Here is a 22757-nt window from a genome sequence, read left to right on the forward strand (position 1 = left end):
CGAAGTACTACGCCCGCTTCGACCTCGCCCGCCTGGCCACGAAGATGGTCTTCGGCACGGACTGGCCGGGCACCCTGTGCGCCGACGTCAACGCCCGCCCCTACCGCTCCGAGACCGAACGCCGCGAGGCACTGCCGCGATGGCTACACACCTACAATCACTACCGCGGCCACACCGCACTCGGCGGCCACCCACCCGCCAGCCGCGTCCCAACCTCTCAGGTCAGTACACCTAGGTCGTGTTTCGAATGTCCCGGTCGATGAGAGTCTGCCCCGGCCGGAGGCCGGAATCGGCTCGGTGGGGCGGTTCCTGGCGTCGCCGCGGGATCGCCGCGAATACTGGTTGTCTTTGGGCGGTCCCGCGGTGGCGTCAGGGGCCGCATCCGGCCCGGCTATCGCGATCGGGCATTTGAAACACGGCCTAATCGACAAGTCCGTGTTCGTAGGCGTAGATCACCGCGTGTACCCGCGTGCGCAGGCCCAGTTTGCTGAGCACCCGGGCGACGTGGGTCTTCACCGTGCCCGGTTCGATCACCAGCGTGTCGGCGATTTCGGCGTTGCTCAGCCCTCGGGCGATGTGCCGCAGCACCTCGTGTTCGCGTGGGGTGAGCAGGTCCAGCTCGTGCGTGGGAGGGTTGGGGGACAACGCGGCGAAGCGGCTGATCAGCCGTCCGGTCACCTGGGGATCGATCAACCCGTGCCCGGCGTGCAGTGCGCGCACCGCATCCAGCAACAGTTCGGGATCGCTGTCCTTGAGCAGAAACCCGGCCGCTCCGGCCCGCAACGCGCCGAACAGGTACTCGTCCAGATCGAAGGTCGTCAACGCGAGCACGCGAGGAGCCGGCTCTGAGTTCGCGAGCTGGTGGATGGCGGCGATCCCGTCCAGATGTGGCATGCGGAGGTCCATGACCACGACGTCCGGCCGCCGCCACAACGCCTTCCGCACCGCCTCGGCGCCGTTGGCCGCCTCGTCGACCACCTCGATGTCCGGCTCGCCGTCGAGTACCAGCCGCAGCGCCTCGCGTACGGGTTCCTGGTCGTCGGCGATCAGCACATGGATCATGCCGGGATTCTCGCCTGTACCGACCAGCCGTGCGGGTGCCGGGGGCCGATCGACATCGTGCCGCCGAGTGCGCGGACCCGCTCGCGCATGCCGCGAATACCGTGCCCTTCAACGACTTCGTCGGCGCTGGTGCCGTTGTCGGTGACGGTGATCTCCATTCCGTGCCGGTCGTGCCGTAGGCACACCTCGATCTCGGTGGCGTCGGTGTGCCGCACGGCGTTGGTCAGAGCTTCTTGTACGACACGGTAGGCGGCGTGGTCGACGGCGGGCGGCAGCGGGACCGCCGTGCCGTGCACCGTGATCCGCCTGTCCGGACTGGACAGTCGGCGAACCAGGTCACCGACCTCGGCGAGTCCCGGCGCCGTCCGCAACGTGGTCAGCAGTGCCCGCACCTCACCCAACGCCGACGACGAAAGGTCGTTGATGGTGCCGAGAACGCGGTCGGCGAGCGCGGGAGTGCCGGCCAGCGCCCGGCGGGCCGCCATGGCCTGCAACCGGATCGCGGTCAGATGATGGCCGACGCTGTCGTGCACGTCCCTGGCCAGACGGGCACGGTCCTCGGCGGCCAGACGGTCCGTCTCGGCGAGGCGCAGCTCGACCGTCTGCCTGGCCCGGTCACGTTGCAGTCGCAGCGCGTACCCGACCGCCGGCAGCGCCACGCCGAGGACGACCAGGTCGGCGACCGTGCCCATCTTCTGCGCCACCACCCCGTAGCCGAGCATCCAGGCCACGGAGACGGCCAGGACCCACGGCAGCCGCAGCGGCCGGTAGTAGGCGGCGCAGCACAACGCCGCCATCGCCACCAGCCGGCCCGGCCAGCCTGGGATCACGCTGCCGAACACCGACACCGTGGAGGTCAGGATCGCCACGGTCACCGGCAGTCTCCGCCGCAGCGGCAGTGGGAGGCAGACGGCGAGGCTGACCAGGACCAGCTCCACGCTCGCCGCCTGCCCCTCCCACAGCGTGAAACTGACGAGCAGAGCCGTGGTCACGACCACCAACAGCGCTTCCCGCAGGTGTCTCATGTCGACACACTAGTGTCGCGTCCAGGTGGTGCGGGGGTAACCGCCCCGCTCGTCGTGTCGTGAAAGGCGCGTTCGCGTTCGGGACATGGCAGGTGTCGCGAACGCGCCATGGGGGACGTTGAGTGCCCCGAACGGTCCTTTCGCAACATCGCTGGTGTCCCGAACGAGCCTTTCGCGGTATCGCAGGCCATCGATTTCGTCCCGTGATCGACTGGACGGGGCACTACGCACAGGACGCAGTGGACGGTGGCAGCTGGCCCGTCGTCAGGTAGCGGTGCGTGTGGGCGCGGACGCAGGGGTTGCCGTCCAGGTAGAGCGCGTGGTCGCCGTTGGCCGTGAGGTAGCGGGCACCGGGAAGCTGTGCGGCGAGGTGCCGTCCCCACTCGGGCGGCGTGTTGTCGTCCTGCTCACCGTTGGCGACCAGGATCGGCGGCAGCCCACGGAAGTGCGGCCGGTACGGCGGGAACGTCCCGTTGTCCGGCAGCCGTGAACAGTTCATGGCGAAGATCCACGCCTGCCGCCAGCCCAGCCGGGGCGCCACCGTGCGCAGTGCGTTCTCCACCGCCTTCACCGCCCGATAGTCGTCGGGATAAGGGAAGTCGGCACACATCGCGAGCCGCATCACGCCCGGGTCGGGCGGGAACGTCGGCTTGACGGCGAGTTTCGTGGCGTCACCCGCGTACGCCTCGGCGAGCGCCGTCGCGAACGCCGGCCACCGCTGCTCGGACCTGACGTCGGCGCGAGCGACGAGCTGGGTGGCGCTGACCGTCGTTCCGCCCCCGGGGATCGGCTGCTGCTCGGCCCGTGCGACGAGTTCGTCCCAGATGGACAGCACGTCCTGGCCGTGTAGTGCGCAGCCGGCATCCCGCGTGCACCACGCGGCGAACCGGTGCAGGGTGTCCTCGGTCGCCCTGGCCCGGTGGGCGAGCCAGTCATGCAGCGAGGGATTGGTGTGGTCCATGACGCTGTCGAGGTACATCCGGCCGACGCGGCGGGGGAAGAGCTCGGCGTAAACCTGGCCGTACACGGTGCCGTAGGAGTTGCCGAAGTAGTTGAGCTTCCGCTCACCGAGCGCCGTTCGGACGGTTTCGAGGTCGTGGGCCACCTGCCGGGCGTTGAGGTTGCCGGCCAGTGGATCCTCCGCGCATGACCGACCGAAGCGGTCGTTCTGCTTGGCATGCGCGTCGAAGCTGGCCTGGTCCGGGAAAACGTAGTCCGCCTCGGCGGGAGCCGGCAGCGGGCAGGAGATGCCGCCGCTCGCCTCGAACCCCCGCGGATCGAAGATCACGACGTCGAACCACTGCCGCAGCTCCGCGACCTTGCCCTGGAAGACCGGCAGCCGGAACGCGGAGATCTGCGCCTGCGGACCGCCGAGGTTCACCAGCAGCACACCGCGTTTGCGCGCGGCGTCCAGCGCGGGCAGTTTCGCCAGGGCGAGCGTGCTCCGCGCACCGCCAGGACGGTCCCAGTCGACCGGCACCGACAGCTCACCGCACTGCAGACCGTCCCCACAGTCCGAAAAGGACAGATTCGGGGTGGCCGCGGCCGGCGTGCTCGCCATCCCACCGAACACGGTGGCCAGGCACAACACGCCGGCGACGACCTTGAGTATCTTCCTCATGCCGTACAGGCTGCTCGGTCGTCAGCCCGCACGCGTCTGCCTTTCGGCAGATCTTCACCCGCAGCGTGTGCCCGCGGGCGGCAGCGCGCCCGTGGTCAGATACCGGTCCGCATGCCCACGAACGCACGCGTCGCCACTCAGGTACCGGGCATGGCCGCCGGAGGCCGGCACGTAGCGTGCGCCGGGCAGTTGGCTGGCGAGCCGGCGGGCCCACTGGGGCGGGGTGGTGCTGTCGCCCTCGCCGTTGACGATCAGCACCGGCGGCAGCCCGTTGGCACGGAAAGGATGTGGCGCGTACGTCGGCGGCACCGGCAGACCGGCGCAGTGCACTGCGGCCTGCCACGCGTACACCCAGCCCAGCCGGGGCGCGACTGTCCGTAGCTTCGTCTCCAGGGACTTCAGTTCCCGGTAGTCACTCGGGTACGGGAAGTCGGCGCAGATCAGCTGACGGCCCAGTCCGGGGCCACCCGCTCCCGGCGGCGGACTCCCGGCGAACGCCGTGGCATCACCCGCGCTGGCTTGCGCGAGCGCGGTGGCCAGCATCGGCCACTGCTGCTCGACCTGCGGATCGGTTCGCGAAAGGATCTTCGTCGCGCTGACCGTGGTGCCACCGCCAGGGATCGGTTCCTGCTCGGCCCGCCTGATGACGTCGTCCCACACGGCCAGCAGATCCCGGCCGTGGAGCGCACAGCTCGGTTCGCGCGCACACCATTCGGCGAGCCGGTGCAAGTTGCGTTCGGCCGTGGTCGCGCGGGGGAGGACCCAGTCCAGGATCGAGCGGTTGGTGTGGTCCTTGACGCTGTCGAGGTACATCCGGCCGACGCGGCGGGGGAAGAGCTCGGCGTAGGCCTGGCCGTACACGGTGCCGTAGGAGTTGCCGAAGTAGTTGAGCTTCCGCTCACCGAGCGCCGTTCGGACGGCTTCGAGGTCGTGGGCCACCTGCCGGGAGTCGAGTTTGCCGGCGAGCGGACCTGCCGCCTCGGCGCATGCACGGCCCACCTGTTGGTTCTCCTCGACGTACGTCTCGTAGGCGGACCGGTCCGGGAACACCCACTCCCCACCCGCCGGTAGTGGACCCATCGGGCAGGAAATGGTGTCGAAGCCCCGTGTTTCCGAGACGACGAGGTCGAACGCGTCGGTCAACCCCGCGAAGGCCGGGTTGCGCAGCAGGGGAGCCTGCGTGGCCGGACCACCGGAGTTGACGTAGAGAACGCCCTGTTTGCGGGCTTGGTCCCGGGCGGGGAGCTTGGTGAGGCTCAGGGTGGTTCGGGCGCCGTCCGGGTCGGTCCAGTCCACCGGCACGGTCAGCTGTGCGCACAGCAGCCCGTCACCACAGTCCTGCCAGGACAGTCCGGTGCGCGGCGCCGCCTCGGCTGGCGCTGCCACCGCGAACGTGGCGAGCAGACCGGCCAGCCACATGGTCGTCTTCCTCATGCCGCCAGGCTGGTCGATCGGTGGCCCGGCGCGCGTCCGTCTTCCGATAGATCTTTCAGGGAAACGTGGTCAGCGGTGGCCGAGCACTGCTCGTCCGCGCTGAATACCCTCGTTTTGCGGTGGCTCTTGGTCACAAGGACATGCGTCGGTCATACCCGAGCAGGAGTGCCAGTCTGATCCGATCGCGGTGCGGCGAGCAGGGCCGCCAGGTGGAGCGCGTATTCGGGTGTCGCGTATTGCGGGGTGTCGGCGAGGTTTCTGCTGTCGCGTGCCGTTCGGGATGAGTCATCCGCGCCACTACGATCCGTGTGACCGTCGTGAGATGAGCCGGTGAAGGGACCGCCGATGATCACTGACCCAGTCATCACCCGGATCGGCCAAGGGGTGGAGCTGCACCATCATCGAGGTCAGCGTGAGGCCGCTCGCGACCTGTTCGCGCAGATCTGGGACGACATCGGCGGCGAGCAGGGCGACCCGCTGCACGTGTGCGTCCTTGCCCATTCGATGGCCGACGTGCAGGACGACGTGCGCCAGGAGCTGGTCTGGGACCTTCGAGCGCTTGCCGCCGCCGATCTGGTCACCGACGAGCGGGTAGCACAAGCTGGGGTGACGCTTTCGGTCGCTGGCTTGTACCCGTCGTTGTATCTCAGCGTCGGCGAGTGCTATCGCAAGTTGGGCGATCTCGGCCGCGCCCGCGAGCATCTCCAGCAGGCGCGGGACACGATCGGCGCGCTCGGCGACGACGAGTACGGGCAACTCATCAGGGACGGCCTGGAAAAGCTGGCGAAACAGCTGACCTCCGAATGATCACCAGCTCCCGCGGCGATGGTCGGATGGAGTCAAGGAGTCGCCGAGCGGCGCGCTTGACCTCGAAGAACTCGGCAAGATCATAAAAGGAGGGTCCTCACCGGCTCTGACTTGCGAGGACCCTCTTGGCCGTCGGGACGACACGATGAGAACCTGCGATCTCCAACCCCCAGCAAGTCCACAAAGGACTCTCAACGGCAGAAACATGGAAACCACAGGCCAACCGGGTGCCGTTGCGCGCACTTCCCTGGCGCACGTCCGCGGCGTCGACCGGCTGTCAACGCCTGCGCGGGCTCGTACGAGAAACCACCGCGCTCCCCGGACGCCAACGGTTTGCGCGCGGTGCGCAAAAGAATCCGCCGTGCCCTCGTCGGCTCTGGCGTCGGCCGTGGCGCAGCGCGATGCCGTCGTTTCACCGGATGGCCGGTCGGCGTCGGCCGGGTGGTGGGCGCCTGGGTGTGAGCCTGGCGTCCGTGGCGAGTTCGGTCAGCTCTGGGTGGGTTCGAGCAGGATCAGGGGCACCTCGCGGTTGCCTGCCTCGGCGGCGCGGGCGCGAAAGTCGGCGAAAAACGGGTAGAGCTCGTCGGTGTAGGCCAGCCAGTCCTCCCGCTCCGCGCCTTCGGCCACCCGGGCGGTCATCAGCCGGCGATCGGGACCGTCCTGCAGCTGCACCGTCGGGTTCGCCACGAGGTTGTGGAACCAGCTCGGATTGCGAGCCTGGCCGCCGGCTGCCGCGCCGATGGCGTAGACGCCGTCGCGCTCGATGCGCATCAGGGCGACCTTGCGCAGCTTGCCCGAACGGGCGCCACGCATGGTCACCACGACCACCGGGCCACCCCCCATCGTCGCGCCTTCGCGGCCGTCGGTGCGCTCGTACAGCTCGACCTGACTGCGGGTCGTCGCGTCGGCACTGGGGACGTACTCACCGTCGAGCAGATCTTTTGTCATCTCAGAGAATTTCCTTTCATTGAGGGGTTTTCACGCGCCGCCGTGGTTCACCGGCTTCAGCCGGTCACCCGGATCACGGTCTTTCCGATGGTCCGGCCGCTCTCGGCGAGGGCGTGCGCCGTCTTCATGGTCTCGGCGGTCAGGCCCTCGAGCGTGGTGGTGACGATCGGGCGCAGCCGGCCCGCCGCGACGTCGTCCGCCGCCCGGGCGAGGATGCGGCCCTGGCTGCCGACGTCACCGCCGGCCACGATCTTGCTGAACACCATCTCGCTGTGCAGCGACAGCGACTTGCCCGTGAAGGCCCCCAGGTCGACGGGGCCGGTGAGGTCGATGGCGGCCAGGTGACCGAAGGGGCGCAGCACCTCGACGATCGCCCCCAGGTGGCCGCTGGTGCCCGAGGTCGAAAACACCAGGTCGACGTGATTGATCCCGGCCGTGCGGAGCTGTCCGGCCAGGTCGCCGCGGTGGTCGACGACCAGGTCGGCGCCCATCGCCGTCGCCCACTTCCGCGACTCGGGCCGCGAGGCCGTGCTGATCACGAAGGCCGGTGTCATGGCCTTGAGCAGTTGCGTGGCCATCGACCCGACGCCGCCGGCTCCGCCGACGACGAGCACGCGGCCGACACCGGGCGGCAACGCATCCTGGTCGCGAAACAGCGATTCCCAGGCCGTGAGGACACCGATGGGCAGCGATGCGGCGTCGGTGAACGCGAGCCGGTCCGGGATCTTGGCCACCACCCGGTGGTCGACCGCGACGCGCTCGGCCCAGCTGCCGTCGCGGGTGAAGTCGCCGGTGCCCATCACCCGGTCCCCGACCGCGAATCCGGTGGCCGCGGGCCCGGCCGCGGCGACGACCCCGGCGAATTCCCAGCCGAGTACGAGCCGCCCGCCGGGCTCGGCGCTGCGCGTCTGCCGGATCGCGGCTTCGCCCGGGTTGATGCCGATCGCACGGACTTCGACCAGCAGGTCACCGTCGCGTAGCCGAGGCTCGGCGACCTCGGCCGGAGTGATGGCGAACGCGTCGAGCGTGTGCGCTTTCTCGTAGGCGAGCGCCTTCACGGCTTCAGCCCTGCCTCAGGGCGTGCAGCGCCGAGAGCGGGCCGCCGATCTGCATCAGGCGGCCGCCATCGCGCAGCGTCCCGGCGTCGACCGGCGCGAACCCGATGGTGTCGGCGACGGTGTGGAAATCCGCCTTGGCGGCCTCGTCGTCACCGGCGTAGAACAGCAGCTGCCGACCTTCCGCGTGCCGGGGGTCGGCGGCGATGTACTGGGCGTAGAGGGTGTTGAAGGCCTTGACCACGCGCGCGCCCGGCGCACGATCGGCCACGAACTCGCTCGCCGTCTCCACCCCGAGGTCGGCGACGGTCGGCCGCATCGACTCCAGGTTGTTGGTGGTGTCGACCAGGATGCGGCCGTCCCACTCGGGCAGCCCGGCCAGCGCGTCACCGACCTGCGGCCACCTCACGGCGAGGAAGACCATATCGGCTGCGGCCGCTTCGTCGGCCGTTCCCGCGCTCGCGAGCGGGCCCAGCCGGGTCACGACGTCGAGCAGGGTGTCCGGGCTGCGGCTGTTGCTGAGCGTCACCTTGTGGCCGGCCGTCACGAGGTGGCCGGCGATCGCCTGCGCGACCGTCCCGGCGCCGATGGTTCCGAAGTTCATGACTGTCCCTTCAGTCTTCGATGACGTCCGTCATCATAATTTATGATTGTAGACGTCATCATTAAATGTCAAGCCGGACTCCTCCGTGGACACTCGGTTTGATGATGAGTATCATCAGAAGCGATCTCGCCAGGAAGGTGGTCGACGTGCCCCGCATCACGCAAGAGCAGAAGCGGCTCAACCACGAGAAGATCGTCAACGCGGCCGGCGCGGGATTCCGGCTGCGCGGCATCGACGGCATCGGCATCGAGGAGCTGATGAAGTCGGCCGGCATGACGCACGGCGGGTTCTACAACCACTTCGCCTCGAAGGACGACCTCGCTCTCGAAGTTCTCCACCAGGGCTTCACCGACTCGCTCGCGGCGCTCGACGCCATCCGCGAAGCGCATCCCCGCTCGGCGCGCGCGGCCCTGCACGACATGGTCGACGGGTACGTCAACGCCGAGCACCGCGACCACCCCGAGATCGGCTGCGCCTCAGCCGCCTTCGTCACCGACGCCGGCCGCCACGGCGCCGCCGCCCAGGCCGAATACCGGCGCGGGCTCGACGGCTATTTCGCCACCATCACCGACATGCTGCTCGACCGCGCACGCCAGTCCGGCACCGAACTCACTCCCGCCGAAGCCCGCGAGCGCGCGGTGGCGATGTTCAGCCAGATGGTCGGCGCGCTGGTCCTCTCCCGGGCGGTCGCCGACGCCGCCCCGGACCTGTCGGACGAGGTGCTGACGGTCAATCGGCGGCGGCTCAAGAAGCTCTGACCGCCCGGCGGGCGATGTGGGTCCTGCAACGCCTTGGCGAGAGGGCAGGAGTGTCCCGTCGAGGGAACGGTGGGTGCCTCAGAGGTAGCTGATGCCGGTCAGTTCCTCGGTCGCTGCCCAGAGCCGCCCTCCGATGGCTGAGGCGGGCCTCGGTCGCGCGGCCGCATTCCTCACCTAGCGCCGGGCCGAAGAACTGGCCGCCTCGTACGCCCGAGGCGGTTGCGGCGTGCAACTGCGGCAGTGTTCCGCGTTCCACCGACCGGGTGGCCAGCAGGCCGAACCGCGCGATCAGCTGCCCGGCGCGTGTAGGTGCCGAAACCCCGTCCGCACGCCTTGCCATCAGTTCGGGCGGGCCGCGCGCTCACTCACGCGCCATGAGGCCGTCGCCACGGAGCCGTGCGAACTATGACGCACACCACAGACTGACCAGATGACCAGATTGGTCAGTACGCTTTTTGTATGAACCGAAACAAGCAAGGACGGGTCCTGATCGTCGGCATGGGTATCGGCGGACTCGCCACCGCGGCGCGGTTGCACCGAGCCGGATGGACTCCGGTCCTCGTCGAACGCGCGCCGCAGCGGCGGTCGGGCGGCTACTTCGTGGCGCTGTTCGGCGCCGGCCAGGCGGCCGCACGCCGCCTGGGCATCCTCGACCAGGTGCCCAACCGCGCATCGCCGCTGCCGGGTCTGTCCATCGACAGGAAAGGCGGCACGAGGCCGGGCATGACGTACGCCGACCTGCCCGGCAAGCCGTGGCTGATGGTGCGCGGAGACGTCGAGGAGGCGGCGTTCGCCGCGTTGCCCGAGGACGTGGAGGTGCGCTTCTCCACCGGACCCATAGCCATCAGCCAGGACGCCGACGGAGTGGACGTGACGCTGCGCGACACGGTGACCGGCAGCACCACCACCGAGCGGTTCGACCTGGTCGTGGGCGCGGACGGGCTGCGCTCGACGGTTCGCTCACTCGCCTTCGGCCCGCATGAGCGGTACCTCAGGCGGATGGGGTTCATGCTCGCCGCGTTCGAGTACCCCGGCGTGCCCGCCGGACTGACCCCGGGACAGGGAGCAACCCTGCTGGAGCCCGATCGGTCGATGTGGGTCTTCGCGTTCGCCGACCGCGACCCGACCATCCTGCTCAGCTACCGCACCGACGACGTGGACGCGGAGTTCACCCGGCCGATCGCCCAGAGCGTCCGCGCGGCTTTCGGCCCGCAGCCACCCGGCGGCACACTCGGCTCGGTCCTCGACGCGCTCGACACCGCCGACGCCGTCCTGTTCGACTCGGTCGAACAGGTGCACATGGACAGCTGGCACAACGGCCGGGTGATCCTGGTCGGCGACTCCGCCTGGTGCGTCACGCTCTACTCCGGCATGGGTGTCTCGTCCGCGCTGGCCGGAGCCGACGTGCTCGGCACGATGCTCGAACGCCACCCCGGCGACATCGCGACGGCCCTGACCGAGTGGGAACGCGGGCTGCGCCCCTACATCACCCACTACCAGGACACCGCGCCCGACGACCGCAAGATCTTCGTCCCCGACAACCACGCGCAGATCCAGCTGCGCCGCGCCATCCCCCTGCTCGGCAGGTCGAGGCTCGGCAAGCGGCTCGCCGACCGGATCATGCGGTTCGACGAGGTTATCAAGTACAAAGGCGCGGACATTGTTGGCAAAATCCTGGGCGACCCAGTCAGCCCTCCGGAGGAGACAAGAGTTGCCTGAGCCGGCCGGACACCTCCCGTCCAAGGCGGCGCGCGTCCTCGCCGCCGCAGGTGAGCTCGTGCTCGCCCGCGGCAGCAGAGGCGTCACGATCGCCGAGGTGGCGCGCAAGGCGCACATCGGCAAAGGCACCGTCTACCTGTACTGGAAGACCAAGGAAGACCTGCTGCTCGACCTCGTCTGCCGGGACTTCCTGTCACTCGCCGACGAGATCGTCGTAGCCGTCACCGACGATCCCGACCTGGCTCGCCCTTCCCGGCTGTGCGTGAACATGCTCCGGGCCACCGCGGCACACCCGTACGTCAGCGCCTTGAGCGGCAACGACGAGGAGCTGCTCGGCGCCATGACCGACGACCCACGATCCGCGACCCTGCTCGACACCCTCGGACCGGACGCCGTCATGCGCCAGATCCTGCCGATCTGGCGCGCCAACGACCTGGCCAGGACCGACTGGCACCTCGGCGACCAGGCCCTGGCACTCGACTCGCTCGTCTCCGGGTTCAAGCTGACCACCACCCGCAGGCCCGCACCACAGGTCGACGACCCCGGACGAGTGCTCGCCGCCGCCGTCACCGCCCTGCTCGGACCGGAACGAGCCACCCCGCAACAGGTGCGAGCCACCGCCGCCGAAGGCATCCGCACCCTCGGCGAAAAGCGGGCGGTCGTCCTGGAGCTCCTCTCCCAGCCTGTCGCCCCGAGGTAGAGCGCGACGCCAGCGGACGCGAGGGGATCGGCCGGCCCGGCCGATCCCCTGGGTCGAGAGTGCTTGCACGTCCGGTGCCCGGAAAACCCGCGTCCACGCGGGTTTCCCGCTCGTGACCCTCGCCGGCTCGACCTGATCCCCGGCGCACCAACGCCGAACCGACCCGGCGGCGGCAGAGGTTCCACGAGTGCGTGGCGCCCGCCTCACCACCGCACGCCCGACGAGCATGACCGGTCACGCACTTCTCCGCGTGGCGGCGGTCCCGCCACGCTGATCTCGTCCCGAGCCGCCGCCCGCGGGCGATCCGAGCACTCGCGTGCCGGCACGGTCACCTGGACGCGGCTGTCACAGAGCACCTTCGCGCGCGGCCTGGTAGACGGTCGGCACGCTCGGCCGGAACCCGAGCTGCCGGGCCAGTGTGACGTCCATCTGACCCATCCAAGGGTCGGTGAGCGGTTCCGCGGAGGCCTGGTAGTCGGCGCCGACGATGCCGGCGATCTCGTACACGGAGGTCGGGGACTCATCGCCGATGTTGACGACACGGCCGTCCATCGCCCCGGTCAGCGCGAGCAGCACCGCGGTGGCGATGTCGCGGTGGTGAACCAGGCTGAGCCGCTGGGCGGGGTGCCAGTTCCAGTTGCCGAGCAGCGCGGGAGCGGACCGCAGGTGGTCGTCCGCGTCGCCGTAGACGAAGGCCAGGCGCAGCACGCTCCAGTTCAGGCCGCTCTCGCGGAGGGCCTTCTCGGCTTTGACCTTGCTGACCGGGTACGGCATCGGAGCCTCGGCCGGGTCCTTTTCCCGCGCGGGGCGGTCGAGGCCGGGGCCGTAGACCAGGCCGGTGCTGGCCATGACGAACCGCGCCAGAGGAGCGCCCTCCTGGGCCGCGGCGATGAGGTTCCTCGTTCCCCGGACGTTCACCTCCTCGATCCGCGCGGGGTCCGGAGTGCGCAGGACGGCGGCCAGGTGCACGATCGCCGAGACGCCGTCGACCGCGCGGGCGAGCGACTGCGGGTCGAGGACGTCGCCCTCCACCGCGGCGACGCCGTCGGGAACGGAGCGGCCGGGACGCACGAGGGCGCGGCAGTCGATGCCGGCGTCGACGAGGCGCGGCAGCAGGCGGGCTCCCACGAGGCCGGTGACTCCGGTGAGCAGGATCGTCATGGTGTTCCTCGCTGCGACTGATTGCTAGTTACCTAACAAATAATGCTAGGCACCTAACGAAGTGTCAAGCCGGCCTCCGAGAGCGACGTGATCCAGAGCTCTTGACGGATTGCCAGGCAGCTGGCGAACTCCAACTCGTCAGCCGCCTAGCAGACAGGCTGCGGCACTCGCACAGCATCACCCGCAGGCCTTCCTCGGGTTCACCACGATCACGCGTCGTCTCCCTTGGACAGCCACTCGGTGAGGCGTCCGGTGGCGGTGCGCAACACGCGCGCGGTGGTGGCGATGTCGGCCTCGGACTCGTCCGCGAAGGCGGTCTCGAGGATGAGCGCTATCGGGTCGGGAAGCTTGCGCCACAACGCCTTGCCGGCCTTGGTGATCGTCAGCACCTTCTGGCGCTGATCAGCGGGATCGGTCGTCTGCTCCACCAAGCCCTTGCGCACCAGGGCCGCCACCACTCCGGTGAGCGTCGCGCGCTCCACCTGCAGCAGCAGGCCCATGTCCCGCTGCGAGGTGGGCCCGACCGTCGCGAGCTGGTACAGGACGTACCACTGCGTCGGTCCCAGGTCGTGGGGCCGCAGCACAGACTCCATCATCATGCGGGTTGCCAGGTGGTACTTCTTCGCCCACGCCCCAGCGCTCTCGTGGTGAGGATCAGCCTGTTTGTCAGCCACCTAACTACTATGCGGGCCACCTGGAAGGACCGTCAAGCGTGGTCGTGAGCGGTCCTGACGCGATGGTCGTCGAGCCGCTGTCCGAAGTCGACGACCTGTTTTCCGACAGCTGCACGAGGAGACCGGCTGTGCCCGGCACCTAGTTTTTCCGGTATGAACGACGACGTAGCGCTGCACCCGTCCACCGTGGCGATCCACGCCGGACGTGGCCCACGCGCGCCGGGCGCTCCCCTCAACCCTCCGCTGACCCTCGCGTCGAGCTTCCACGGCGGCAGCTACGCCAGGGAACAGGGCGCTCCGGCCTGGGAGGCCTTCGAGGAGGCCGTCGGCGCCCTGGACGGCGGCCGGTCGGTGTCCTTCGCCTCGGGAATCGGGGCGAGCACGGCGATCATCGAGACACTGCCCGCCGGCGCGAAGGTGGTGGGACCGGCCGCCGGGTACGCCTGGACCCGCGGCCTGTTGCGGGAGCGGGCCGACAGCGGGCGCATCACGCTCACGTCCGTCGACACCTCGGACACCGAGGCGACCCTGGAGGCGTGCGAGGACGCGGACCTGTTGTGGTTGGAAAGCCCGAGCAATCCCATGATCGAGATCGCCGAGCTGGACCGGATCTGCGCGGCGTTGCGCGACCGGGACGTGCTCGTGGCGGTCGACTCCTCGTTCGCCACCCCGCTGCTGCAGCGGCCGCTCGCGCTCGGCGCGGACTTCTCGATGCACAGCGCGACCAAGTTCATCGGCGGGCACAGCGACCTGCTCCTGGGCGTGGTGACCACCCGTGAGGACCACCTCGACGCCAAGCTGCGGCACGTGCGCGCACAGCTCGGCGCAACGCCCGGCGCGATCGAGTCGTACCTGGCGCTGCGCGGACTGCGCACGCTGCCGCTGCGCCTGGACGCCGCGCAACGGACGGCACTCGAACTGGCCGAGCGGCTGTCGGCGCACCCGGCGGTCGGCAAGGTGCACTACCCCGGGCTGCCCGGTGATCCCGGCCACGAGCGGGCCAGGCGCTTCATGGACGGCTTCGGCGCGATGCTCTCGATCGAACTACCCGCCGGGGCCGACTTCGCCGAGTCGGTGTGCCGCGGGGTGCGGGTGTTCACGCACGCGAAAAGCCTTGGCGGAATTGAAAGTCTGATCGACCGCCGGGCCCGGTACACCGGGTCCTCCGCGCCGGAGTCCCTGCTGCGGCTCAGCATCGGCGGCGAGCACGTGACGGACCTGTGGAACGACCTCGACAACGCCCTGACGAAGGAAGCCGAATGAACCATCGACAGCTGGACGGGAAGGTCGCGATCGTCACCGGAGCGGCCAGGGGCATCGGAAGCGCGATCGCCCGGCGGTACGCGGCCGAAGGCGCCTGCGTCGTCGTCGCCGACATCGACGAGCCCGCCGCGAAGGAGACCGCCGAAAGCATCGGCGCGTCCGGGGCGACCGCCGTCGCCGTGGGCACCGACGTCGGTGTGTCCACCTCGGTCGACACGCTGTTCGAGGTGACGCTCGACGAGTTCGGCACTGTCGACGTCCTGGTGAACAACGCCGCCGTGATGGGGCCGAGCAGACACTTCCTGGACACCGACGAGCAGTGGTGGGACCGGTACCTGACCACGAACCTCAAGAGCCACTACCTGTGCGTCCGGCACGCCGCGCCCATCATGGCGCGCAAGCGTTCCGGCAGCATCATCAACGTCTCCAGCGGCGGTGCGACCAGGTCACACCGCGGCATGATCGCCTACGACGCCTCCAAGGGCGGCATCGAGGCCGTCACCCGCGGGCTGGCGCTCGAACTGGGCCCGTACGGCGTCCGCGTCAACACGCTCGTGCCGGGCCTGATCGCGACCGGTCAGGACGAGACCACCGAGTCGCTGCGCCGCCGCGACGAGACGATTCCGCTGGGCCGCGGTGGCGTCGCGGAGGACCTCGCCGGGCCGGCGGTCTTCCTCGCCTCCGAGGACGCCCGCTACGTGACCGGTACACGGCTCGTGGTCGACGGCGGCGTGCTGGTGCAACAGCGCAGCCCACAGATCGAGACCTTCCCGGTGAGCGCCTTCCCCGAGGTACCGCAGGACGACTCCACCACGACCGGCTGAGGAGGCGCATGTGTCCGGAAGGCAAGCCGACGTCGTCGTCATCGGCGCCGGCATCATGGGTGCCAGCTGCGCCTACCACCTGGCCGCCCAGGGCGCGCGCGTCGCCCTGCTGGAGGCCAACGAGGGACCGGCCATGGAGAGCACCGGCCGCTCGTTCGCCTCGATCCGCACGCAGTGGGCCGACATCACCAACATCCAGCTCTCCTGGGAGAGCATCAAGATCTACCGCGACTTCGAGTCCCGGCACGGCGTGGACGTCGGCTACCGGGCATCGGGCTACCTCCTGCTCGTACCCGAGGACCGCTGGGAGCAGCAGTTGGCGGCGGTGGCGTTGCAACGCTCACTCGGCGCCGACGTCGACGTCCTCACCCCTCAGGACGCCCAACGGCACACCTCTTTCGACACAGCCGGCCTCGGTGGCTGCACCTGGGGCCGAGACGACGGCGTAGTCGATCCGCACCTGGTCACCACGACCTATCTCGACCTGGCCCGGCAGCTGGGTGTCATCGTCGGCTTCCGGCAGCCGGTCCGCGCCATCGAACACCTCGGTGACGAGTGGACGCTCACCACACCGACGACGGAGCTGCGCGCCCGCTACGTCGTGAACGCGGCGGGTGGCTGGGCGGGCGAGGTCGCGGCGCTGGCGAACCTGTCCGTTCCGGTCGGGCACGTCCGGCGGATGATCTTCGCCAGCACACCAGACGGGGTCTCGGGGCAGCTGCCGATGACCATCGACGTCCGCACCGGGTTCTACCTGCGCAGCGAAGGTTCCCGGTTGCTGATGGGCTGCGCGAACCCGGACGAGAAGGCCGGCTACAGCACGCGGATGGACTGGCGCTGGATGGAGACCGCGCTGGAACTCGGTGTCGAGCGGTTCCCGTGGCTGGCGGACGTTCCCATCGACAACACCGCCTCCTGGGCGGGCACCTACGAGGTCACCCCGGACCACCGCCCGTTCCTCGGTGCGATGCCCGGTACGCCGACGTGGGTCAACGCCTGCGGCTTCTCCGGCCACGGCGTGATGCAGGCGCCGATGGTGGGCAAGGTGACCGCCGAGGAGATCGTCGGCGGCCGGGCCGTCAGCGTCGACATCGACCCGCTGAGGATCGACCGGCTCGGCAACGCCGGACTTGCCGCGACATCGCTGGTCTTCTGACGACAATCCCGTTGGGCCACCACCGATCGCGCGGCGAGTGGGTCTTCACGTCCGGCCAGATCGGCACACCTGCCGTTGACGGGACACGGCGGTGCATCTTGAGACGTTCGGGGAGCGCCAACAGTGACTGCCGAACCGGGTCGCCGCGGAAGCGCGGCTTCGTTCGCCCTGGGACATCGGATCCGCCGCGACACCACGACAGCGCTCGCTCGCACGGCCGTCACAGCCGTGCGAGCGACCTACACTGGCGCGGTGACCGCAGCGGACGAGGCCGAACTCCTGGGTGAAGGCCTTCAGCAGAGCGTCGATCTGCTGGAAGCGGTGCTGGGCCGCCCGGTGATCCTGGAGGACACCGAACTGAGACCGATCGTGTACAGCAGGCAACCCGACGACATCGACGGCGCCCGGCTGCACGTGATCCTGCACCGGGGTGTGGAGCCCGGGTTTCTGCGCGCCTACCTGAGCCTGGGGATCAGCTCCGCGAGAAGGCCGATGTGGACACCGGCGCTGCCCGAGTGGAAGGCGGAGCCGCGACTGTGCGTGCCCGTCCGCCAGGGCCGCACCCTGCTCGCCTACCTGTGGGTGCTGGCACCGGAAGGTTCGCTGTCACCCGAGCAGGTCGCTGCCGCCGAGCGCAGCGCCTTGTTCATCGCGACCACGTTCGACGCCCAGCGACGCCGGCGCCGAACGGCCGAGCAGGCGAAACAGCTGGTACTGGCACGGCTGCTGGGCAGCGACTACGAGGAGACCGACCTGGTCACCTCATTGACCACGGCCCAGAACCTGCCACCGGACAGCCAGGTGATCGTGGCGGCGTTCGAACGCCCGGACGTCACGGCCGGCAGCGGCGACCTGATCGACCTGGCCCTGAAAGTCCAGGACCGGCTACCGCACCTGCGGCTGCCGGTGCACTGGATGGTGCACCTGGGCAACCGGCCCGGCGTGCTGGCCGTGCTGCTCGACCCCGCGGCACCGGTCACCGAGACCGCGGTCGCGCAGGCCGTCCAAACCGCCCTGCGGTCCTGCTTCACCGCACCGACAGCCGTGGGTACCGGCGGAGCACCCGTCTCCCTCGACCAGATCCCCCACGCCTACGACCGCGCCCGCGTGGCGGCCTGGGTGGCCCAGGTGACCGGCAACGGCAACGGACTGCTGTCGTGGACGGACATCGGCCCCTGGCGACTGCTGGCCAGACTCGCCGGCCACCAGGTCGGCGACGAGAACCTCATCGCCAACCTCCACCCCGGGCTGCGCACACTCATCGAACTCGACCGCGGCGAACTCATCACCACCCTTGACGCCTACCTCCGCACTGGCGGCGACGCCCGATCAGCCGCGGAAGCACTACACCTGCACCGCTCCACGCTCTACTACCGCATCGACCGGATCGCCGACATCACCGGAGCCAACCTGCGCGACGGCGACACCAGGTTCGACCTCACCCTCGGACTGCGCGTCGCCGCCCTGCTCGGACTACTACCCGGCACGACCGCCTCGACAGTTGCCGGAACCTGAAGGCATTCCGCGCGTGCCGGTGCTCGGGGCGTCCTCGCCGGGCATCAGGTACTGGATGGCGGCCCACAGCGTCGGTGTCGCGTACGGTCTGCCACCGAGCCCCGGATTCGCGAGCGCGCGCCGTTCGCCGACGCGCTGATTGAAGCGGCGCTGTGCGGTCTGGAACGGCATCCCGAACGACGGCGGCAGATCCCGCCACGCGCATCCGCTGGCCAGCACGTACACGATCGCGGTGAACACCGCGCTGGCGTCCACCGGGGCAGTGCCACCGCCCTGCGGACGCGGCTCGAACGCCGGGAGCAGCGGCCGGCGTTAGCTCCCACGACTCACCCGGCACCAACCGCACCGGCAGCCGATCAACCACAGCCGAGACCATCGCTCATCACCGACTGATCACCACGTAAGACACGCTCTCAGACGTCTTGAGCGGGCCACTGTTCGCGCGTTTCGTCCTCCGACCGCGCGGGGCGCCGGGTATGGACGTCGCCGCGACCGGTCCCCTGGTAGGAGGCGGCCATCGACCCGAGGATCCGCAGGGCCTCCGCGGATTTCGATCCCGGCTCGGCCAGGTAGGTGACCAGCATCTGGTCGGGCGCGCCCGGCGTCGTCCAGGCGATGTACGACAGGTCGATGTCCCCGACGTCGGGGTGCCGCATGAGGTTGACCCCGGTGGTCTTCTCGAAGACGTGGTGCTCGGCCCACAGCCGCCGGAACGTCTCGCTGCGGACGGCCAGTTCGCCGACCAGCGCGGCGAGCCGGGAGTTGCCGGGGTCTTCACCCGCGGTCTTCCGCAGGATGCCGACGGTGCCGCGTGCCGACGCCTCCCAATCCCGGTGCCGGGCAGCGATTTCCTCGTCAAGGAACAGCAGCCACGCCGAGTTCCGCTCGGCTTCGGGCCGGGCTGCGTAATCGGTGAAGACCGCACACGCGAGGGGGTTCCAGCCGATCACCTGCATCGTCCGAGTCATGACCAGTGCCGGCACGGTGAGAGTCTCCAGGAACTGGCGCGTCACGTCGGGCATGCGCTCTTTGACCGCGCGCCGCGCACGGCGGGGCCGGGGGCGTGCCAGGTCGTACAGGTGGGCGCGTTGCGTGTCGTCGAGCAGGAGGACACGGGCGATGGAATCGAGCAGCGATTCGCTGGGGCGGCCACCGCGGCCCTGCTCAAGCCGCACGTAGTAGTCCGTCGACACGCCGACGAGAGCGGCCAGCTCCTCACGGCGCAACCCCGGCACCCGGCGTCGGCCGGTGTCCGGCAGTCCGGCCGAGGCCGGCGACACGGCAGCCCTTCGAGCTTGGAGGAACTCCCCCAGCTCGGACTTCCAGTTGCCAGGCGTTGTCGCGGTCATTCCGCCAGCCTGCCATCGAGAGGCCGGCATTGGGTGGTCATGCGAGTACCCAGGCTCGCCAATACCCTGGTCGGGCGCCCCGTGGTACGTAGCGGCCCTGAATGGACGCTCCCGGATCTTCGACTCTGGGAGCATGGATTCAGATCCCCGCGCGCCGACGGTCTCGGCGACTGCGACTCGAGCGTCGATCGGCGCCGTCCTTCTCGCTTCCTTTTTCCTGCCCTTCGCCGTGACGGGACCGGCGATCGTCCTGCCTGACATGGCGGCCGACCTGAACGCTTCATCGGCCGGCACCCAGTGGGTGCAGAACTCCTACAACGCGATCTTCGCCGCCACCGTGCTCGCCACCGGTAGCCTGGCGGACCGCTTCGGGCGTCGGCTCGTCCTGCGCATCGGCATCGCGACGTTCGGGCTGGCGATGGCACTGATCGCCGTCTCGTCCGACATCCTGGTCATCGACGTGCTGCGAGGCGTACAGGGCCTGGCCGCCGGCGCCACGGTTTCCGCAGGCTCGGCCGTGCTCGCACACGCCACGTCCGGGCCGCGGCGAGTTCGCGTGTTCGGGTTTCTCGGCGCCAGTTTCGGTGGCGGGACCGCCGCAGGCCCCCTGGTCGCCGGCGCACTCGCTCCGCTGGGGTGGCGGTCGATCTTCGTGGTGATCGCACTCGGAGCTGCCATCGCCTTCGTCGCATCCCGCTATGCACGGGAGTCCAGCGACCCGTCCGCGCCTCGCCCGGACCTGCCCGGCATGGCCTGTTTCGGTGGCGCGTTGCTCGTGCTGTCCCTGGGGTTCATCCAGGCCGGTGAGGCGGGGTGGTCGAATGTGTGGACTCTGCTGGCGTTCGTGGCGACGATCCTTCTGCTCGGCGCGTTCGTCCTGGTCGAGCTCCGCAGCAGCCATCCGATGTTCGACGTCCGCCTGTTCCGCCGTCCCGCGTTCACGGCGCTGATGTGCCTGCCTTTCTCGGTAACGTTCGGATTGGCCGCGTTGAACGTCTTCCTTCCCGTCTTCCTGCAGAGCGGTGGCGCCAGCCCGTGGCGAGCCGCGGTCGAGCTGACCCCACTCGAACTCCCCGTGCTGCTGGTGCCACTGGCTGCCCGATGGCTGACGTCCCGCTGGTCGATGCGGACTTTGCTGGTCGCCGGCCCGGTCGTGATCGCCGCGGGAAGTTTCGGGCTCGTCGTGGTGGAACGCGACACCTCGACGTGGGTTTCCGCACTTCCCCTCCTGCTCTTCGGCGTCGGCGTCGGCATGGCCTTCTCGGTGATGGACAACGCCGCCGTCAGCGCGGTTCCGGTGGGCAAGGCCGGCGCGGCGGCGGGGATGTTCAACACCATGCGGATCACCGGCGAGTCGCTCGCAGTGGCGGCCACCGCCGCGGTGCTCATCTCGATCACCGCCGCCCGCACCTCGACCGCGCAAGCGGTCGCGGCGGTGCAAGGCCGGCCGGTGCCGGTGCCGACAGGGCAGGCGTTCGCCGCCGCCTTGCACGTCGTCGTGATCGGCCTCGGCGTGCTCGCGGTCGTCGGAGCGATTCTGACCGCGTGGGCGTTGCGCACATCCCATGACACCGAAGCCGACGAAGCGCACGCAGGAACGCAATGACCAACGGTTCCAGGAGACAGCACATGACCAAGGACCACCAGCCAGGGACACGTGGTTCCGCCATCGTCGTCGGAGCCTCCCTGGCCGGACTGATGAGCGCACTGACCCTCTCGCGCATCGGGTTGCGGGTGACGATGCTGGAGCGCTCGACCCGGAAGGTCCGGACTGGCGCCGCCCTGCCCGTGAGCGACGGACTGCTGGAGCGCCTGACGGGCCGGCGCTCACCCGATGGGAAGGACATCCTCCCGTCGGGCGGCCAGGCCTGGGCCGACGTGCATGCCGGCCTCAGCTCCGCCGCACAGGCCGACCCCGGCATCTCCCTTCGGTCGCCGGTGCGGGTGACCGATGTGGGCCAGGACGAGCGATCGGCGTGGGTCGTCACCGACGACGGCGAGTTCGTGCGCGCGGACCTCGTCGTCGGGGCCGACGGTCACGCGAGCGTCGTCCGTCGTCACATCGCCCCCGAGGCGCCCGACGCGACCTTCTCGGGATACGTTATCTGGCTCGGCCTGGTCGACGAACGCGAGATCCGGTCCCGCCCGTGGCCGTCGGACCTCGCGATCCTCTACAAACAGGACTACTGCCTCAACGCCTACTACCTGCCCGGAGCGGACGGATCTCTCGCCCAGGGCAAGCGGCGAATCGGCTGGGGATGGTACGACTCCAGTCGCAACGACCTCCTGCGCGCCCGCGGAGCCGTGATCGACGATGTTGTCCAGCGCACGCTCCGAGCGGCTGACGTGCCTGGCACGACCTTCGACGAACTAGCCGACGAAGCACAGGAAATCTGGCCCAGCCCATGGCGGGAAGCCATCGTCGACTGCATCCGCCGGCGAGCAGTGATCGGCACACCGATCGGCGAATACCTGCCGCACCGACTCGCTTCCGGACGTGTGTGCCTCGTCGGCGACGCGGCCCACCTGCCCTCACCGATGACCGGCAGCGGCTTCGACGCATCCGCGCAAGACGCCCTCACCCTTGCCGAAGCGCTCGGCGGCAACGGGAACCGGGGCAGCATTTCCGGCGCACTGCGCCGCTACGAAGCGGCCCGGCTCGATCCGGCCCGCCAACTCGTCCGCTCGGGCCGGCACTTCAGCAACTCGTTCGCGCCCCGTGGCGCCGCACAATGAGCGGACCTCGACGGCGGACGGGCAGAGTTCACAGCCGGGCGTGGGCGGCAACGATCTGCTGCGCGGTAAGCGGTGGCGAGCGGAACCGGACCGCGAGTGCGGGCACCTCGGAGAACCGCGGGCAGGCGTTCGTACTGCCGGTGCCCAACGCCACCGCGTTACGCTCGCTCCAAGGCCCGCGGTCTAGGTCGTGTTTCGAATGTCCCGGTCGATGAGAGTCGGGATCGGGGCGGTTCCTGGCGTCGCCGCGGGATCGCCGCGAATACTGGTTGTCTTTGGGCGGTCCCGCGGTGGCGTCAGGGGCCGCATCCGGCCCGGCTATCGCGATCGGGCATTTGAAACACGG

At 69.6% G+C, this 22757-nt stretch carries 21 protein-coding genes and 3 pseudogenes; 11 read left to right on the plus strand and 13 right to left on the minus strand.

The window, feature by feature from the left end:
* Positions 1-92: 92 nt before the first annotated feature.
* Positions 93-235, plus strand: a pseudogene (locus tag GC106_RS44840) (IS481 family transposase); the annotation flags it as partial.
* A gap of 185 nt (positions 236-420) precedes the next feature.
* On the opposite strand, the gene GC106_RS44845 reads toward GC106_RS44840, so the two are convergent.
* The 4 genes from GC106_RS44845 to GC106_RS44860 all read right to left on the minus strand — a co-directional run bounded on the left by GC106_RS44845 (position 421) and on the right by GC106_RS44860 (position 5142).
* Positions 421-1062, minus strand: a complete 642-nt coding sequence (locus GC106_RS44845; protein WP_173142308.1) for a response regulator — start codon at positions 1060-1062, stop codon at positions 421-423.
* Positions 1059-2087 carry a sensor histidine kinase gene (locus GC106_RS44850; protein WP_173142309.1) on the minus strand — a complete coding sequence of 343 codons (1029 nt, stop codon included), beginning with the start codon at positions 2085-2087 and terminating at the stop codon, positions 1059-1061. Before GC106_RS44850 ends, GC106_RS44845 begins: the two co-directional genes overlap by 4 nt.
* A gap of 223 nt (positions 2088-2310) precedes the next feature.
* The gene (locus GC106_RS44855; RefSeq protein ID WP_173142310.1) at positions 2311-3708 is read right to left on the minus strand and encodes an alpha/beta hydrolase; all 1398 of its coding nucleotides are present in this window, start codon (positions 3706-3708) and stop codon (positions 2311-2313) included.
* 54 nt (positions 3709-3762) lie between these two features.
* On the minus strand, positions 3763-5142 hold the full coding sequence (locus tag GC106_RS44860) for an alpha/beta hydrolase (RefSeq protein WP_173142311.1): 1380 nt from the start codon (positions 5140-5142) through the stop codon (positions 3763-3765).
* A 345-nt stretch (positions 5143-5487) separates the two neighbouring features.
* Here GC106_RS44860 and GC106_RS44865 point away from each other — a divergent pair, with 345 nt between their 5' ends.
* A complete protein-coding gene (locus tag GC106_RS44865) occupies positions 5488-5949 on the plus strand; it encodes a hypothetical protein (RefSeq protein WP_173142312.1) in 462 nt (153 codons plus the stop codon).
* A gap of 486 nt (positions 5950-6435) precedes the next feature.
* Here the strand turns inward: GC106_RS44865 and GC106_RS44870 are convergent, their stop codons facing one another.
* The 3 genes from GC106_RS44870 to GC106_RS44880 are packed head-to-tail and all read right to left on the minus strand — an operon-like array spanning position 6436 to position 8556.
* Complete coding sequence (locus GC106_RS44870) at positions 6436-6897, minus strand: nitroreductase/quinone reductase family protein (protein WP_173142313.1); 462 nt, start codon at positions 6895-6897, stop codon at positions 6436-6438.
* A 56-nt stretch (positions 6898-6953) separates the two neighbouring features.
* On the minus strand, positions 6954-7955 hold the full coding sequence (locus tag GC106_RS44875) for a zinc-binding alcohol dehydrogenase family protein (RefSeq protein ID WP_173142314.1): 1002 nt from the start codon (positions 7953-7955) through the stop codon (positions 6954-6956).
* 4 nt (positions 7956-7959) lie between these two features.
* Entirely contained in the window at positions 7960-8556 is a 597-nt protein-coding gene (locus GC106_RS44880) for an NADPH-dependent F420 reductase (protein ID WP_173142315.1), read from the minus strand.
* A gap of 146 nt (positions 8557-8702) precedes the next feature.
* Between GC106_RS44880 and GC106_RS44885 the strand changes: the two genes are divergently transcribed.
* The 3 genes from GC106_RS44885 (at position 8703) to GC106_RS44895 (ending at position 11733) form a co-directional block, all read left to right on the plus strand.
* Positions 8703-9314: a TetR/AcrR family transcriptional regulator gene (locus GC106_RS44885; RefSeq protein WP_312873411.1), complete on the plus strand. Its 612-nt coding sequence runs from the start codon at positions 8703-8705 to the stop codon at positions 9312-9314.
* A gap of 459 nt (positions 9315-9773) precedes the next feature.
* Positions 9774-11033, plus strand: coding sequence for an FAD-dependent monooxygenase (locus GC106_RS44890; RefSeq protein WP_173142317.1), 1260 nt, complete (start codon positions 9774-9776; stop codon positions 11031-11033).
* Entirely contained in the window at positions 11026-11733 is a 708-nt protein-coding gene (locus GC106_RS44895) for a TetR/AcrR family transcriptional regulator (protein WP_173142318.1), read from the plus strand. Before GC106_RS44890 ends, GC106_RS44895 begins: the two co-directional genes overlap by 8 nt.
* A 345-nt stretch (positions 11734-12078) precedes the next feature.
* On the opposite strand, the gene GC106_RS44900 is transcribed toward GC106_RS44895, so the two are convergent.
* The gene (locus GC106_RS44900) at positions 12079-12894 is read right to left on the minus strand and encodes an NAD-dependent epimerase/dehydratase family protein (RefSeq protein ID WP_173142319.1); all 816 of its coding nucleotides are present in this window, start codon (positions 12892-12894) and stop codon (positions 12079-12081) included.
* A gap of 209 nt (positions 12895-13103) precedes the next feature.
* Complete coding sequence (locus tag GC106_RS44905) at positions 13104-13568, minus strand: MarR family winged helix-turn-helix transcriptional regulator (RefSeq protein WP_312873412.1); 465 nt, start codon at positions 13566-13568, stop codon at positions 13104-13106.
* A 153-nt stretch (positions 13569-13721) separates the two neighbouring features.
* Here GC106_RS44905 and GC106_RS44910 point away from each other — a divergent pair, with 153 nt between their 5' ends.
* The 4 genes from GC106_RS44910 to GC106_RS48540 all read left to right on the plus strand — a co-directional run bounded on the left by GC106_RS44910 (position 13722) and on the right by GC106_RS48540 (position 18326).
* A complete protein-coding gene (locus GC106_RS44910; RefSeq protein ID WP_173142320.1) occupies positions 13722-14831 on the plus strand; it encodes a trans-sulfuration enzyme family protein in 1110 nt (369 codons plus the stop codon).
* Complete coding sequence (locus GC106_RS44915) at positions 14828-15655, plus strand: SDR family NAD(P)-dependent oxidoreductase (RefSeq protein ID WP_173142321.1); 828 nt, start codon at positions 14828-14830, stop codon at positions 15653-15655. Before GC106_RS44910 ends, GC106_RS44915 begins: the two co-directional genes overlap by 4 nt.
* A 10-nt stretch (positions 15656-15665) precedes the next feature.
* On the plus strand, positions 15666-16811 hold the full coding sequence (locus GC106_RS44920) for an NAD(P)/FAD-dependent oxidoreductase (protein ID WP_217281761.1): 1146 nt from the start codon (positions 15666-15668) through the stop codon (positions 16809-16811).
* 915 nt (positions 16812-17726) lie between these two features.
* A complete protein-coding gene (locus tag GC106_RS48540; RefSeq protein WP_246368265.1) occupies positions 17727-18326 on the plus strand; it encodes a PucR family transcriptional regulator in 600 nt (199 codons plus the stop codon).
* Here GC106_RS48540 and GC106_RS44930 read toward each other — a convergent pair.
* The 3 genes and pseudogenes from GC106_RS44930 to GC106_RS44940 form a co-directional block, all read right to left on the minus strand.
* Positions 18319-18461 (minus strand): annotated as a pseudogene (locus GC106_RS44930) (cupin domain-containing protein); the annotation flags it as partial. The gene GC106_RS48540 and the pseudogene GC106_RS44930 sit on opposite strands and share 8 nt — an antisense overlap.
* 6 nt (positions 18462-18467) lie before the next feature.
* Positions 18468-18690: pseudogene (locus GC106_RS48545) on the minus strand (transposase); the annotation flags it as partial.
* Between the two features lie 49 nt (positions 18691-18739).
* A complete protein-coding gene (locus GC106_RS44940; RefSeq protein ID WP_173142323.1) occupies positions 18740-19675 on the minus strand; it encodes a helix-turn-helix transcriptional regulator in 936 nt (311 codons plus the stop codon).
* A 133-nt stretch (positions 19676-19808) separates the two neighbouring features.
* On the opposite strand from GC106_RS44940, the gene GC106_RS44945 reads away from it, so the two are divergent.
* Positions 19809-21281: an MFS transporter gene (locus GC106_RS44945; RefSeq protein WP_173142324.1), complete on the plus strand. Its 1473-nt coding sequence runs from the start codon at positions 19809-19811 to the stop codon at positions 21279-21281.
* 23 nt (positions 21282-21304) lie between these two features.
* The gene (locus GC106_RS44950) at positions 21305-22411 is read left to right on the plus strand and encodes an FAD-dependent monooxygenase (RefSeq protein WP_173142325.1); all 1107 of its coding nucleotides are present in this window, start codon (positions 21305-21307) and stop codon (positions 22409-22411) included.
* Positions 22412-22439: 28 nt separating this feature from the next.
* Here the strand turns inward: GC106_RS44950 and GC106_RS49140 are convergent, their stop codons facing one another.
* Complete coding sequence (locus GC106_RS49140) at positions 22440-22565, minus strand: hypothetical protein (protein WP_281368802.1); 126 nt, start codon at positions 22563-22565, stop codon at positions 22440-22442.
* Positions 22566-22757 lie beyond the last annotated feature (192 nt).

The organism is Kibdelosporangium persicum, from assembly GCF_013280595.1.
Classification (GTDB): domain Bacteria; phylum Actinomycetota; class Actinomycetes; order Mycobacteriales; family Pseudonocardiaceae; genus Kibdelosporangium; species Kibdelosporangium persicum.

Bases quoted from the DNA above. Each gene is read 5' to 3' on its own strand.
- GC106_RS44865 (WP_173142312.1), top strand. From the start codon at position 5,488: ATGATCACTGACCCAGTCATCACCCGGATCGGCCAAGGGGTGGAGCTG.
- GC106_RS44890 (WP_173142317.1), top strand. From the start codon at position 9,774: ATGAACCGAAACAAGCAAGGACGGGTCCTGATCGTCGGCATGGGTATC.
- GC106_RS44845 (WP_173142308.1), bottom strand. From the start codon at position 1,062: ATGATCCATGTGCTGATCGCCGACGACCAGGAACCCGTACGCGAGGCG.
- GC106_RS44850 (WP_173142309.1), bottom strand. From the start codon at position 2,087: ATGAGACACCTGCGGGAAGCGCTGTTGGTGGTCGTGACCACGGCTCTG.
- GC106_RS44855 (WP_173142310.1), bottom strand. From the start codon at position 3,708: ATGAGGAAGATACTCAAGGTCGTCGCCGGCGTGTTGTGCCTGGCCACC.
- GC106_RS44910 (WP_173142320.1), top strand. From the start codon at position 13,722: ATGAACGACGACGTAGCGCTGCACCCGTCCACCGTGGCGATCCACGCC.
- GC106_RS44900 (WP_173142319.1), bottom strand. From the start codon at position 12,894: ATGACGATCCTGCTCACCGGAGTCACCGGCCTCGTGGGAGCCCGCCTG.
- GC106_RS44860 (WP_173142311.1), bottom strand. From the start codon at position 5,142: ATGAGGAAGACGACCATGTGGCTGGCCGGTCTGCTCGCCACGTTCGCG.
- GC106_RS48540 (WP_246368265.1), top strand. From the start codon at position 17,727: ATGGTGCACCTGGGCAACCGGCCCGGCGTGCTGGCCGTGCTGCTCGAC.
- GC106_RS44950 (WP_173142325.1), top strand. From the start codon at position 21,305: ATGACCAAGGACCACCAGCCAGGGACACGTGGTTCCGCCATCGTCGTC.
- GC106_RS44870 (WP_173142313.1), bottom strand. From the start codon at position 6,897: ATGACAAAAGATCTGCTCGACGGTGAGTACGTCCCCAGTGCCGACGCG.
- GC106_RS44915 (WP_173142321.1), top strand. From the start codon at position 14,828: ATGAACCATCGACAGCTGGACGGGAAGGTCGCGATCGTCACCGGAGCG.
- GC106_RS44940 (WP_173142323.1), bottom strand. From the start codon at position 19,675: ATGACCGCGACAACGCCTGGCAACTGGAAGTCCGAGCTGGGGGAGTTC.
- GC106_RS44945 (WP_173142324.1), top strand. From the start codon at position 19,809: ATGGATTCAGATCCCCGCGCGCCGACGGTCTCGGCGACTGCGACTCGA.
- GC106_RS44880 (WP_173142315.1), bottom strand. From the start codon at position 8,556: ATGAACTTCGGAACCATCGGCGCCGGGACGGTCGCGCAGGCGATCGCC.